This window comes from Hydrogenophaga sp. (genome assembly GCF_041913525.1).
GTDB lineage: Bacteria > Pseudomonadota > Gammaproteobacteria > Burkholderiales > Burkholderiaceae_C > Hydrogenophaga.
The window spans coordinates 68,705-82,098 of sequence record NZ_JAYSFD010000008.1; the positions used below are offsets into that span (position 1 = coordinate 68,705).

General features: G+C 67.8%; 13 protein-coding genes. 10 read left to right on the forward strand and 3 right to left on the reverse strand.

Going from position 1 to position 13,394, the window contains the following annotated elements; translation table 11 throughout:
• The first annotated feature begins 10 nt into the window (after positions 1-10).
• Positions 11-961: a protein translocase subunit SecF gene (gene secF / locus ACE3RQ_RS11515; RefSeq protein WP_374522138.1), complete on the forward strand. Its 951-nt coding sequence runs from the start codon at positions 11-13 to the stop codon at positions 959-961.
• Between the two features lie 80 nt (positions 962-1,041).
• Entirely contained in the window at positions 1,042-3,300 is a 2,259-nt protein-coding gene (locus ACE3RQ_RS11520; protein ID WP_374522139.1) for a DUF1631 family protein, read from the forward strand.
• 22 nt (positions 3,301-3,322) lie between these two features.
• Here the strand turns inward: ACE3RQ_RS11520 and dprA are convergent, their stop codons facing one another.
• Entirely contained in the window at positions 3,323-4,396 is a 1,074-nt protein-coding gene (gene dprA, locus ACE3RQ_RS11525) for a DNA-processing protein DprA (protein WP_374522140.1), read from the reverse strand.
• 6 nt (positions 4,397-4,402) lie between these two features.
• Positions 4,403-5,608, reverse strand: coding sequence for a LysM peptidoglycan-binding domain-containing protein (locus tag ACE3RQ_RS11530; protein ID WP_374522141.1), 1,206 nt, complete (start codon positions 5,606-5,608; stop codon positions 4,403-4,405).
• Positions 5,609-5,866: 258 nt separating this feature from the next.
• On the opposite strand from ACE3RQ_RS11530, the gene def reads away from it, so the two are divergent.
• The 5 genes from def to ACE3RQ_RS11555 are packed head-to-tail and all read left to right on the forward strand — an operon-like array spanning position 5,867 to position 8,940.
• On the forward strand, positions 5,867-6,388 hold the full coding sequence (gene def / locus ACE3RQ_RS11535) for a peptide deformylase (RefSeq protein WP_374522142.1): 522 nt from the start codon (positions 5,867-5,869) through the stop codon (positions 6,386-6,388).
• A complete protein-coding gene (locus ACE3RQ_RS11540; protein WP_374522143.1) occupies positions 6,385-6,876 on the forward strand; it encodes a hypothetical protein in 492 nt (163 codons plus the stop codon). The genes def and ACE3RQ_RS11540 overlap by 4 nt, the downstream gene beginning before the upstream one ends.
• A 42-nt stretch (positions 6,877-6,918) precedes the next feature.
• A complete protein-coding gene (fmt, locus tag ACE3RQ_RS11545; protein WP_374522144.1) occupies positions 6,919-7,872 on the forward strand; it encodes a methionyl-tRNA formyltransferase in 954 nt (317 codons plus the stop codon).
• Positions 7,872-8,612 (forward strand): AzlC family ABC transporter permease, encoded by a 741-nt coding sequence (locus tag ACE3RQ_RS11550; protein WP_374522145.1) that lies wholly within the window; start codon positions 7,872-7,874, stop codon positions 8,610-8,612. Before fmt ends, ACE3RQ_RS11550 begins: the two co-directional genes overlap by 1 nt.
• Positions 8,605-8,940 (forward strand): AzlD domain-containing protein, encoded by a 336-nt coding sequence (locus ACE3RQ_RS11555; protein ID WP_374522146.1) that lies wholly within the window; start codon positions 8,605-8,607, stop codon positions 8,938-8,940. The genes ACE3RQ_RS11550 and ACE3RQ_RS11555 overlap by 8 nt, the downstream gene beginning before the upstream one ends.
• Here the strand turns inward: ACE3RQ_RS11555 and ACE3RQ_RS11560 are convergent.
• Positions 8,860-9,615 (reverse strand): phosphatase PAP2 family protein, encoded by a 756-nt coding sequence (locus ACE3RQ_RS11560; protein WP_374522147.1) that lies wholly within the window; start codon positions 9,613-9,615, stop codon positions 8,860-8,862. The genes ACE3RQ_RS11555 and ACE3RQ_RS11560 overlap by 81 nt on opposite strands.
• Before the next feature lie 82 nt (positions 9,616-9,697).
• Here ACE3RQ_RS11560 and ACE3RQ_RS11565 point away from each other — a divergent pair, with 82 nt between their 5' ends.
• The 3 genes from ACE3RQ_RS11565 to ACE3RQ_RS11575 are packed head-to-tail and all read left to right on the forward strand — an operon-like array spanning position 9,698 to position 13,384.
• On the forward strand, positions 9,698-10,393 hold the full coding sequence (locus ACE3RQ_RS11565) for a response regulator (protein WP_374522148.1): 696 nt from the start codon (positions 9,698-9,700) through the stop codon (positions 10,391-10,393).
• Positions 10,390-11,727, forward strand: a complete 1,338-nt coding sequence (locus ACE3RQ_RS11570) for a sensor histidine kinase (protein WP_374522149.1) — start codon at positions 10,390-10,392, stop codon at positions 11,725-11,727. Before ACE3RQ_RS11565 ends, ACE3RQ_RS11570 begins: the two co-directional genes overlap by 4 nt.
• A gap of 25 nt (positions 11,728-11,752) precedes the next feature.
• Positions 11,753-13,384, forward strand: a complete 1,632-nt coding sequence (locus ACE3RQ_RS11575; RefSeq protein WP_374522151.1) for a phosphoethanolamine transferase — start codon at positions 11,753-11,755, stop codon at positions 13,382-13,384.
• Positions 13,385-13,394: the final 10 nt, after the last annotated feature.

Sequence of the window (13,394 nt, forward strand, 5' to 3'; positions counted from 1 at the left end):
GGAATTCGCCATGGAGTTTTTCCGCATCCGCCGCGACATCCCGTTCATGAAGCACGCCCTGGTGCTGAACGCGGTGTCCTTCATCACCTTCATCCTGGCCGTCTTTTTCCTGGTCACCCGCGGTCTCAACCTGTCGGTCGAGTTCACCGGTGGCACGGTGGTGGAAGTGGCCTACGAGCAACCGGCCGACCTGGAGTCGGTGCGCAAAGTGGTCGAGTCGCTGGGCTACGCCGAGGTGCCGGTGCAGAACTTTGGTTCTTCGCGTGACGTGCTGCTGCGCCTGCCGGTTCAGCAAGGCAAGACCTCGGGCGAACAAAGCGAACAGTTGTTCGCCGCGCTGAAGGCCCAGAACCCGACCGTCACGCTGAGCCGCACCGAGTTCGTCGGACCGCAGGTGGGGCAAGAGCTGTTCGAGCACGGCCTGAAGGCCCTGGGCTTGGTGATCCTGGGCATCGTCATCTACCTGGCCATTCGATTCGAATGGAAGTACGCGGTCTCGGCCATCATCGCGAACCTCCACGACGTGGTCATCATCCTGGGCTTCTTTGCCTTCTTCCAGTGGGAGTTCTCGCTGGCGGTGCTGGCGGCTGTGCTGGCCGTGCTGGGCTATTCGGTGAACGAATCGGTGGTGATCTTTGACCGGATTCGCGAGAGCTTCCGGCGCTACCGGAAGAAGACCACGGTGGAGATCATCGACAACGCCATCACCTCCACCATCAGCCGTACCATCATCACCCACGGGTCTACCCAGATCATGGTGCTGTCGATGCTGCTGTTCGGTGGCCCCACGCTGCACTATTTCGCCATGGCGCTGACCATCGGCATCTGCTTCGGCATCTACTCGTCGGTGTTCGTGGCGGCCGCCATGGCCATGTGGCTGGGCATCAAGCGGGAAGACCTGATCAAATCGGGTCCCAAGGCGGGCGATCCTGACGACCCCAACGCAGGCGCGGTTGTCTGACAGAACTGTCCCTCAAATGGGCGTCGACAGGCGCCCCCTAGGGCTAGAAGATTGGGCCTTCGTGTCATACTGAGTTCACTGTGTCCAACCCCATCGCGAACCCCAATTCCCTGGCTCGACAGGCTCGTGAACTCTTTGTGGTTCACGTGGGGCGAGCCTTGCCGGACGTGGTGAAGGTGTGTGACGCTCTCATGAACGAGCTGCGCGACCGGCATGGCCCCAATGCAGAGGTGCTCGCGCGACGCGACGCCTGGCTGTCGTTCCAGCAGCACCACAACACCTGGCTGGGCCTGGCCAAGCGTGGCCTGCAGCGCCTCTTGTTGCCGCCTGCCGCGATCAACAGCGGCATGGGCAGCATGCCGTCCAAGCTGGAACTGGTGGACGATGGTGTCGTGAAGGACCAGATTCTGGCCTCCCGACTGGCGATGAAGGTGCTCGACAAGGCCTCGTCCGAACTCAATGAATTGCGCCTGCGCATTCAGCACCTGGAGCGCCGCCAGGAACTGTCCCGCGACGACCCTCTGCTGCCCGACGTGATCGCCCGCGTGCTCATCGAGCAATGGGTGGCCGCGGGCATGACGCGCGACGCTCTGGCCCTGATTCAGGACGGGCTTGGCAACGCCGTGGGGGACAAGCTGCTGGGCGCCTACCAGGCCGCTAACCGCCTGCTGGTCGACGGTGGCGTGATGAAGGAAATCGACCTTCAGGCGCTGGTCAAGCGCACCCCTGGCACAGCGTCCAGTGTGAGAGGCGGTGCTGGTGATACCGGTCCCTCTGGCTTGGGCAGCAGCACATCCAGTGGGGCAGTGGGCGATGAAACCCGCATGTTGACCGGCACCACGCCTTTGGCGCGCGCGCGCATGCGCGCCCAGGGGGTGGTGGGTCGCTTGCGGCGCCTGTTGATGGACCGCCTGGGGGGCGAATTCGAGGCGACGCAGATGTTGCCGCCCTCGCCTCAATTGCAGCAGGCCATTCAGCGCTCGGCGGGCCGCGTCAGCATGGGCGCCAGCCTTGACATTGACCTGAGCGGGCCGGTGGGACATGCCCACGTGGAGCGCGCCGCGGCCGTGGTGCGCCAGCGCACCGCCGAACTGAAGCAGGCCGCGAGCACGCCCACGGAAAAAGCCACGGTGGAGATCGTGGCGCTGATGTTTCAGAGCATCTTGGCTGAAGAGCGAATCCCTGCCAGCGTGCGCGTGTGGTTCGCCCGTTTGCAGATCCCGGTGCTGCGCGTGGCCCTGGCTGAGCCCGACTTCTTTGGATCACTGCAGCACCCCGCGCGCCAGCTGATTGACCGCATGGGCTCGTGTGTCATGGGCTTCGAGTCAGGCGTGAGTTCGTCTGCGCTGGAGGCGGAAATCCGCCGCGTGGTGCAGGTGATCGAGCAATACCCTGAGACCGGGCGTCGTGTGTTCCAGCTGGTGCTGGATGAGTTCCAGAAATTCCTGGCCACCCACCTGCATGAGCAGGGCGACACCAAGCGCGTGGTGAGCGTGGCACAGCAGATTGAGCAGAAGGAAACGCTGTCGGTCCAGTACACCATCGAGCTGCGCAAGCTGCTGGAAGACGTGCCGGTGCGCGACGAAGTGCGCGAGTTTCTCTTCAAGGTGTGGGTGGACGTGCTGGCCGTGGCCAGCGTGAAACATGGCCAGAAATCCGATATCACCCGCGACCTCAAGCAGGTGGCCAGCGAACTGCTGTGGGCGGCCAGCGCCAAACCCAATCGCAGCGACCGAGCGCGTGTGATCCAGCAGCTGCCTGGCATCTTGCAGCGCTTGCGCAAGGGCATGGGTTTGTTGGGTTATCCCCCCGGCATGCAGGACGAGCACATCAAGGCGGTGAGCGACACCTTGGCCGATGCCTTCATGTCGCGCACCGAGCCGATCGCCGAGGATCACCTTGCCCGCTTGGCGCAGCGCCTGGCCAACCTGGAGGACTACCTGCCTCAAGATGGCGTGGGCGATCTGGACCTGGACGCCAACAGCATCGAGCTCATCACCGGGGTGGACGCCAGCAACATTGAGGTGGTCAACACCGGCGGCAGTCAGCCCACCGAGGCGATGCGCGCCTGGGCCAGCGAATTGCAGATCGGCGCCTGGTTTGGCCTGGAGCACGGTGCGAAGCTCAACAACGCCCAGTTGGTGTGGCGCAGCGAGCGTGGGCAGCTGTATTTGTTTGTGGCACCCGCAGGGCGCTGTTTCCTGATGCAGGCCGCGCGCGTGGCGGCCTACCTGCAGGCCGGGTTGTTGCTGCCGTCTGAGGAAGAGGCCCTCACGGTGCGGGCCACGCGCGATGCGCTGGCCAAGCTCGACGCCCAGCCGGAACGCCTGCTGGCCTGATCCACCCCCGGTGGCTGGCGCCTCAGGTGTGCACCAGTCGCTGCACCATGCCGCCAGGCTGCCGGGCGAGGTGGCCCGCCAATTCCAGTTCCAGTAGCCTTGCCTGAAGCAGCGCCGTGGGCAAGCCGGTGCGGGCCTGCAGGGCATCAAAGCCCATGGGGGCGTGTCCCAAGGCGTCGAGCAGTTGCCGTTCTTCTTCCGACACCTCAGTGGGCGCTGCACTCGCGCCGCCGCCCAATGGCGTGGCCTGACCCACTGGCCGGGCGTGCAGTTCTTCCAAGATGTCTTGCGCAGATTCCACCAGCTTGGCGCCCTGCCGAATCAGGGCGTGACAGCCCCGTGCCTGAGGCGAATGAATGGAGCCGGGGATGGCAAACACCTCGCGCCCTTGCTCGGCGGCCAGTCGGGCCGTGATCAGTGAGCCCGATTGCAGCGCAGCCTCGACCACCAGCGTGCCTTGGCACAGGCCGGAGAGGATTCGGTTGCGCTGGGGGAAATGCGGGGCCAGGGGCGGCGTGCCCAAGGGGTATTCGCTCAGCAGCAGGCCTTCCTGCGCGATGCGGTGAGCCAAGTCGCGGTGACGGCTTGGGTAAACGCGATCAAGGCCGGTGCCCACCACGGCGATCGTCTTGCCGTGCGCCGCCAGTGCGCCTTCGTGGGCGGCGCCATCGACGCCCAGTGCCAGGCCCGACACCACGCATGCTCCAGAGGCCGCCAGTGCCTGCGAAAACTGCCTGGCATTCAGTTCGCCCTGAGCCGTTGGGTTGCGGCTGCCCACCACCGCTACCCGCAGGGGGTGCTTGAGCAGTTCGGCGTCGCCCAGCGCGAACAGCAGCAGTGGCGGGTCTTCGGTGTGGAGCAGTTCGGCGGGGTATCGCTCGTCACCCAGCGGGATGGCGTGGTGGTGAGAAGACGCTTGTAGCCAGGCGACGTGTTCGGCAACGATTTTGTCCAGACCGGGCACATCGTCCATGCGGTGGCGCTCAAACACCGCTTGTGGCGAACCGCAGGCGCTCAGCAGCCGGCGCGCGCCGACTCGGCCCAGCCCAGGTGTGAGCAGCAGCCGCAGCCAGGCGGCCAGTTCGGCGGGCTCCATGCGCGGTCAGGGATTGCCGAAGCGATCGCCGACTTGCACACCGTCCTCGATTTGCAGCACCAGGGCGTAGGACACACGATCGAAGATGCGGAAAACCATCATCAGGCCGTTGCGTTCACCGGGCAGGCGCATGTTGGGCCGGCCACTGTCGGTGCCGTCCACCACCAGGTCGCTGCCGCGTTGCAGGGCCAGCACATGGCCGCGCTCCAAGCCGTGCTGACGACCGCGGTTGATGGCCACCACCTGGTTCTGGGCCGCATAGCGAACGGCGTTGCCGTACACCGAGACCACCTGGCCCTGCAGCTGGGTTTTGGGGGCGTGCGGTACGTAGTTGGTGAATTCGCGCTCGGGCTCTGGCAGCAGGCGGTCGCCCACGCGAAGTTCTTGCTTGGCCCTGGTGATGTCCAGGCTGGCCGGCACGATTTCCTTGGCGGCTTTGCCGTCGGCATCCACGCCGTCGCGTTGGGTTTCGTTGCTCAGCAGGTCGGCCGCGCCAACGTATTGGGCTTCAAAGCCCAGGATTTCCTGGGTCGTGGGATCCTTCAGAGGCACGGCCTCGCGGAACACGCGATAGGCCTTGGAGCGGCCGTTTTCGAGGGCCAGGGGGGTGGCCTGCGGGGCGTCGGCTGAGAGCGAGCGGGCGTAAGCGCGGTCGCCGCGGCTGAGCAGAACGCGATTTTCCTGTGTGGCCACGATGCGCGGTGCCAGCGCAAAGGTGGCTTCGTCCACGATGAGGGGCTCTTGCAGGAAAGGCGCGATGTGGGCCATCGACACGGTGGGGATGGCCGAATCGGCCAGGCTTTCGCCGCGAACGCGCGGCGATACCTTGACCGTGTCAAGGTCGGCGCCGGGCGCGCGGGTGGTGAGGCGTGCGCGGCCACCGGTCTTGTCCAGGTAGAGCACCTGGCCGGGGAAGATGCGGTGCGGGTTCTGGATGTCGTTGAGGTTCATGCCCCAGAGCTCGGGCCAGCGCCAGGGGCTCTTGAGGAACAGGCCCGAGATGGCCCACAGGGTGTCGCCCGAGCGGATGGTGTACTGGTCGGGTGCGTTGGGCGCCAACTCTGACAGGGCCACGCCCGCTTGGGCCACCTGCTGCGCGGTGGTGCGCTGTCCGCTCGTGATGGGGTAGTTCTGGGCCGCCGCACCGGTGCTGAGGCAGGCGAAGGTCGCAGCAACGGCGAGGGTGGACAGCAGATGGGTCTTGGATGGCATGTGTTGGCCCCTGGGCGACGTCCACCGAATCACGGTGGGCGCTTCACGCACAACCGCTCGCCAGTGGCGCTCTGGTCTTGACAAATCGCATTTGATTTTGCGATCAAGCCCTTGATTAGGCAATGTTTGTGGGCGGCTGTCTCGCACCGCTTGGCAAAAGTCGCGAAAATAACGACAACCCGTCCCGCCCGTCACCGCCTCGCCGCCAGTTGTCGCGCCAGCGCCAGCCATGTCGGCCCAGCCTCGTTTCTGCTGACCATGCCCGATTTCGCCCCCCTTCCGATTCTTCGATACCCCGATCCCCGCTTGCACACCGTGGCCGCGCCAGTGCGCGAGGTGGACGCCCGGGTGCGAGAGCTGATCGAGCGCATGTTTGCCACCATGTATGCGGCCAATGGCATTGGCCTGGCTGCCACTCAAGTGGACGTGCACGAACGCCTGATCGTGATCGACGTGAGCGAGGAGCGCAACCAGCGCCTGGTGCTCATCAACCCGGTGATCGAGTGGGCCAGCCCCGAAACCCGCAAGGGCGAGGAAGGCTGCCTGTCCGTGCCAGGCATTTACGACGGCGTCGAGCGTTCCGTGGCCGTGCGGGTGCGCGCGCAGGACGGCGAGGGCGCCGAGCGCGTCATTGAGGCCGAGGGCATGCTGGCGGTTTGCATCCAGCACGAGATGGACCACCTCATGGGCAAGGTGTTCGTGGAGTACCTGTCGCCACTCAAGCGCAACCGCATCAAGACCAAGCTGGTCAAGGCCCAGCGAGACCTGGAGCGCGCATGAAAACCGCCGCCCTGCTGCTGGCCGTGTTGCTGGGACTGGGCGGTTGCTCGCTCATGCCCTCGCGCCTGGAGATGGGCACGCCGCGCGATGAGGTCGTGCGTCGCCTGGGCCAACCCACCAGTGTGGTGCCCCTGGCCACCGGCACGCGGCTGCAGTACTCGGGCCAGCCCGCCGGGCAATGGGTTCACAACGTCGACCTGGGGCCCGACGGTGGCGTCGTGAAGGTGGAGCAGGTGCTCGACATCGATTGGATGCTGCGCCACCTGGTGGTGGACGTGACCACCTGGCACGACGCCCTGCGCGACATGGGCCGTCCGGCCCTGGTGGAGCACGTGGCCAGTTTCAAGGGCGATGTGTGGACCTACCGCTACCTGGAAATTTCGGCGCCCCGACAGGCCCACCTGCACTTCGATCCCCAGGGTGTGTTGCGTCGCCTGCAGTTCACCGACGAGCTTCGGCATGAGGACATCTCGCCCTCACATCCCTGACCATTCCTCAGCACCGCAGCCTTCGGCGCGGTGCCAACCCTCATGAAGATCATTTTTGCCGGCACGCCGGTGTTTGCCCGCGTGGCACTGGAGCGCTTGTTGGCCGCCGGGTTCCAGGTGCCTCTGGTGTTGACGCAGCCCGACCGGCCTGCGGGCCGCGGCATGAAGTTGCAGGCGTCGCCGGTGAAGCAACTCGCGCAAGAGCATGGCATCGCCGTGGCGCAGCCGCGCAGCCTGCGGCTGGACGGCAAGTTTCCTGAGGACGCCGCTCAGGCCCAGGCGGCGATCGCCGCCGCGCAGGCCGATGCCATGGTGGTGGCGGCTTATGGCCTCATCTTGCCGCAGTGGACCTTGCAGGCACCGCGCCTGGGTTGCCTGAACATCCACGCGTCCTTGCTGCCGCGCTGGCGCGGCGCCGCGCCGATCCATCGGGCCATCGAGGCCGGTGATGCGCAAACCGGCGTGACCATCATGCAGATGGACGAGGGCCTGGACACGGGCGACATGCTGCTGATCGAACGTGAGCCGATTCGCCCCGACGACACCACCGCCAGCCTGCACGACCGGCTGGCCGACCTGGGTGGGCGCCTGATCGTGGAGGCCTTGGAGGCCGCGGCCTGTGGCGGCCTGCACGCCACGCCGCAACCGGCCGAGGGCATCACCTACGCACACAAGATCGAGAAGGCCGAGGCCACCATCGACTGGACCCTGCCGGCCGCCGTGCTCGAGCGGCGCGTGCGGGCCTTTGATCCCTTCCCCGGCGCGGTGACGGCCTGTGGTGGTGAGGCGATCAAGGTGTGGGCATCAAGCCTGGTCGCGCCGACGCGCCAAGCCTCGCCCGGCGAGGTGCTGGCCGTGGACGACAGCGGCATCGTGGTGGCCACGGGCGATGGCGCGTTGAGCCTCACGGCGCTGCAGCGCGCGGGCGGCAAGCGCCTGCCGGTGGCCGACTTTCTGCGTGGCTTCCCGCTGGCCTCGGGCCAGCGCCTGGGCTGATGTTTTTTCTGCCCCAGCACCGCCGCTACGCGGAGTTCTGGGAGGGCGTGCGCGACCAGGGCTCGGTGGCCATGGGCATTTCCGCCTGGGGGCTGATGACGGGCGTGGCCATGGTGAAGTCGGGTTTGTCGGTGGCCGAGGCGTTGTTGATGACGCTCATCGTCTACGCCGGCAGCGCGCAGTTGGCGGCGGTGCCCATGATGGTGTCGGGCGCCCCGCTGTGGGTGATTTTGGCGGCGGCCTTCTGCGTGAACCTGCGCTTCGTGGTGTTCTCGGCCCATTTGCGTCCGTACCTCATGCACCTGCCGCGCTGGCAGCGCCTGGTCAGGGGTTACGTAACGGGCGACCTGAGCTACGTGTTCTTCGCGCGGCGCTACCCCAAGCCGGGCCAGACGCCCGACGAACTGGCGCGCCAGCAGGCCTACCTGATGGGCAATTGCGCGGTGAACTATGTGGGCTGGATGACGGCCAGCGTGGTGGGCGTGGTGCTGGCCAACGCCATTCCCACCGAGTGGGGCCTGGGGTTTGCCGGCATCCTGGCGCTGCTGGGGGTGCTGTGCTCGCTGGCCACCTCGCGCCTGCGGGTCTTGTCGGCGGGCGTGGCGGGCGCAGCGGCCGTGGCGGCCTGGGCGCTGCCCTTGAAGCTGAACATTCTCGTGGCCATTGCCAGCGCGGTGGCGGTGTGCCTGGTGATCGAGCACCTGGACCCCAAGCGTTCAGGAGGGCATCGCGGTGCTTGATGTGGACCTCTGGACGCTGCTGACCATCGTGGCCCTGGGCCTGATCACCGTGGTCACGCGCGGCTTCTTTTTCATCAGCGACAAGCCCTGGTCGCTGCCGGGTTGGGCGCAGCGTGGCCTGCAATACGCGCCCATTGCCGCCCTGGCGGCGGTGGTCATTCCCGAAATCGTGATGGCGCGCGGCCAGTTGGTGGACACTTGGCAGGACGCACGCCTGTTCGCTGCCCTGGCCGGCATGGCCTGGTTTTCATGGAAGCGCGGCGTGCTGGGCACCATCGTCGCCGGCATGGCCGTTTATTTGCCTTTGCACGTCGGCCTGGGCTGGTGAGGCCAGCCAGCGGCGCGCCAGGGCCCAGCCGGCCAGGCTGACGCCGCCGCAGATGAGCAGCGTCCAGGCGGTGTGGCTGGGCGGGTGGGCGCCGCGCAGGGTCTGCACGAAACCGGCCAGCAGGCCCACCGCCAGGGCGGCAGCCAGCCACCACCAGCCGGTGCTCGGTGCACGGCCTTCGCGGGCCACGGGCCACAGCCACGGCAGGGCCAGGGTCACGAAGGCCATGCCGCTGGAGGCGTGACCGCCGGGGAAGCAGCGGCCCGGGCCACCGTCGAACACGCCCCAGGCCCAGTGCGAAATGGCGGGCACCTGGCCGCCGAAGATCGTCCAGTCCCAAGGGCAACTGGTGGCGCTGGCGTTTTTCACCAGGTTCACCGCCAGCAGGCCCAGCACCGACAACACCGCCACGGTCAGGCGCTCGCTGCGCGGCAGGCCCAGGCGCTTGGCGGGCCACAGCGCCCAGGCCCACACCGCCACCATCACGCCCGTGGCGGCCTGGCGCAAGCCGTCGTGCAGCACGCGTTCCAGCCACCACTCATGTTGCAGGGCAAAGCCCGTGGGGGAGCCGATCCAGCGCATGACGGTGACGTCGGCGCCAGTGGCGTCCCACATCAGAGTCAGCAGCAGCAAGGCCAGCCAGCCCCGCACCAGGTATTGACGATGCCTATTCATGGGGTGGCAGGATGTGACCGGCGCGTTAACCGTGCCTTAATCGCCGCCCGGATAATCGCGCCGAATCAATGGGGGTGCGGTCATGCGTGCACTGGTGGTGGAAGACGATGCCGGCATTGCCGGTGGCCTGCAGGCCTCGCTCAAGCAGGCCGGCTACGCCGTGGACGTGTGCGGCACCTTGGCCTCTGCGTGGTCGGCGTTGTCGGTCGAGCCGTTTGACGTGGTGTTGCTTGACCTGGGCCTGCCGGACGGCGATGGGCTGGATTTGCTGGCTCGCGTGCGCCGCCAGCCCCCGCCCGAGGCCGGGCGCGCCCGCTGGCCCCGCCCTGACCTGCCGGTGCTCATCATGACGGCGCGTGACGGCGTGAGCGACCGCATCACGGGCCTGGACGAAGGGGCCGACGACTACATCGTCAAACCCTTTGACGCCAACGAGTTGCTGGCTCGCCTGCGCGCCATGCTGCGCCGGGCGCATGGGCGCAGCAACCCGGTGATTCAGCATGGCGATCTGGTGGTCGACCCGGCCGCGCACACTGTCTTGCGCGCAGGCCAGCCGGTGGTGCTGGGCGGCAAAGAGTTCGCCCTGCTGCTCACGCTCTTGCAGGCCAGCCCGCAGGTGCTGTCGAAGTCGCGCCTGGAGTCTGCCCTGTACGGCTTTGGCGAGGCGCTGGAGAGCAACGCCATCGAAGTGCACATTCACCACCTGCGCCGCAAGCTGGGTGAGTCGCTCATCAAAACGGTGCGCGGCGTGGGCTATTTCGTGCCGCCCGCGCCATGACGGTCGATCGCCCCCAACCCAGGCTTTGGGTCACCTTGTGGCTGTGGGTGATCGGTGCCTTGCTGGCCATCTGGGCCTCGCTGCTCTGGTCGGCCTGGTACACCGGTCACCACGAGGCCAATGAAGTCACCGACGGCCAGTTGGTGGCCATTGCCCGCATGTGGCGTGCCGCCGCGCCCGGTGCCAACCAGGCGACCGCGCCCCCGATCGAGGGCGACCGCCCCCGGGCCTATGTGCAAGAGGTGGCGGTGCTGCGCTGGGTCAACGGTCAGCTCCACACCGACACCCACGGGCTGGCCGATGCCCTGAACCTGCGCCAACCCCCGCCGCCAGGCTTTGGCGAGCGCCGGGTGGTGGCCAGCCCGGGGGCCGGGCCTGAGCGCTGGCGCCTGTACGCCGAGGGCGACCAGGACCGCGTGGCGGTGCTCATGGACAACGACCACCGCGTGGACCTGGGCCGTGACATGGCCCTGCACCTGGCCCGTCCTGCCCTGCTGGTGCTGCCGGTGGTGGCGCTGCTGCTGGGCTGGGCCATTCGCCGTGGCCTGCGTCCGCTGGACCACCTCTCGCACGACGTGGCCGCGCTGGACGTGGTGGCCGGCGACCGGCTTGGCCGAGAGCACGCCTACCGCGAGTTTTCCACCACGGTGCAAGCCATCAATTCGCTGGTCGATCGCCTGCAGCAGCAGGCCCGGCGCGAGCGCGAATTCGCCAATGACGTGGCGCACGAGTTGCGCACGCCGCTGGCGGCCCTGGCGCTGCAGGCCTCGGCCGCGCAGCGCGACCCCTCGCCCGAGCGCCTGGCCGAGCTGGAACACGAGGCCTTGCGCGCGGGCGGCATCCTGTCGCAACTGCTCGATCTCGCCCGTGCCCAGCGGGTGGAAGGCCCGCCCGAGACCGATCTGGTGCAGGTGGCCAGCGCCCTGGTGGCCGAGCAGGCACCCGCCGCCTATGCCGGCGGTCATGAGTTGTCCCTGCAGGCGCCAGAGGCCGAGGTGCGTGTGCACGCCCCGCCCATGCTGGTGGAATTGGCCCTTCGCAACCTGATCGCCAACGCGCTGCGGCACACCCCCGCCGACACCCAGGTGGTGGTGGAGGTGTGGCAGCGCGGGCGCGAGGTGGGGGTGTCGGTCAGCGACGACGGGCAGCGCCCCGGCGCGCCAGCGGTGGCCAGCAATGGCGGCGGGCTGGGCCTGGGGCTGCGCCTGGTGCAGCGCATGGCCGAGCAGTGGGGCGGCGGCCTGCACCGCGACACTGGCGAGCCGCCCATGACCACCCGATTCACGCTGCACTGGCCCCTCGTCGGGTCGGGGCAGCCCCTAAGGTTGGATTAACGCCGTTTCGGCACCCTTCGCACCCATGAAAATTTCTGTTCCCTCTTCCTGGCGGCTGGTGTTGCCGGTGGCGCTGTGGTTGGCCACGGTCGGCAACCTGCCCCTGTGGCAGCGCCTGGTCTCGCTGGGCGAGTCGGGCACGCAGGCCGCCGGCCTGGTGCTGGCCCTGGGCCTGCCGGTGCTGGGCGCCGTGGCCGCGCTGCTGTTCTTGCTGAACTGGCCGCGGGTGTTCCGCCCCCTGGCGTCGGTGCTGGTGGTGGTGTCGGCGTTCAACAGCCACTTCATGTGGCAGTACAGCGCGGTGATCGACCCCACCATGATGGCCAACGTGGTCAACACCGATGTGCGCGAGGTGCGCGACCTGCTCTCGTGGGCGCTGCCGCTGACGGTGCTGGGCATTGCCGGACCGCCCTTGTGGTGGCTGTGGCGCCGGCCCCAGCCGGTGCAAGGCTGGTGGCCTCGCCTGGGCGGCAACGCCCTGGGCCTGGTGTTGGGCCTGGTGCTGGCCCTGGTGTCGGTGCTGGGGGGCTACCAGCAACTGGCATCGCTGGCGCGCAACCACAAGCCGGTGCGCTACATGATCAACCCGCTCAACTCGGTGTACGCCATGGCCCGCCTGGGCGCCGAGCAGTTGCCGCGGCAGGCCATGGCGCTGGAGTCGATCGGTGAAGACGCCGCCCTGCTGGCCAAAGGCGAGGGGCCGGCTCCCTTGTTCGTGGTGGTGGTGGGCGAGACCGCCCGCGCCCAGAACTGGGGCCTCAACGGCTATGCGCGCAACACCACGCCCGCGATGGCGCGCTGGCAGGCGCAGGGCGACCTGGTGAACTTCCCGCACGTCAGCTCATGCGGCACCAACACGCAGGTGTCGGTGCCCTGCATGTTCTCGCCCCTGACCCGCGAGCAAGGCGGAGACAAGGCCCCCACCCAAGAGAACCTGCTGGACGTGCTGCAGCGCGTCGGCCTGGCCGTGCTCTGGCTGGACAACCAGTCGGGCTGCAAGGGCGTGTGTGCCCGCGTGCCCAACGACCGCCCCACGCCCGACCCCGCCCTGTGCGAGGGCGACGAGTGCTTCGACGAGGCCCTGCTCAAGGGCCTGGACGAGCGCCTGGCCGCGCTTGACCCCGAGCGCCGCGCCCGCGGCACCGTGCTGGTGCTGCACCTCATGGGCAGCCACGGCCCGGCCTACTACAAGCGCACGCCGGCCGATCGCAAGCATTTCCTGCCCGAGTGCACCAGCAACACCCTGTCGCAATGCGCGCCGGACGCGCTGGTCAACACCTACGACAACACCATCGCCTACACCGACCACGTGCTCGACAGCACCCTGCAATGGCTGCAGAAGCGCGCTGCCAGCGGCCAGGCCAGCACCGGCTTGATTTTCATGTCCGACCATGGTGAGTCGCTGGGCGAAAACGGCCTGTACCTGCACGGCGTGCCCTATGCCTTCGCGCCCGAGCAGCAGACCCGCGTGCCCATGGTGGCCTGGTTCTCGCCGGCCCTGCAGCAGCGCAACAAGCTGCACATGGACTGCCTGCGCCAGCGCGCCAGCCAGCCTTACTCGCACGACAACCTGTTCCACACCTTGCTGGGCGTGATGGGGGTACAGACGCGGGCTTACGAGGCAGGCCTGGACGCCCTGGCGCCCTGCGTGCGCTGAGGCAGGGCGC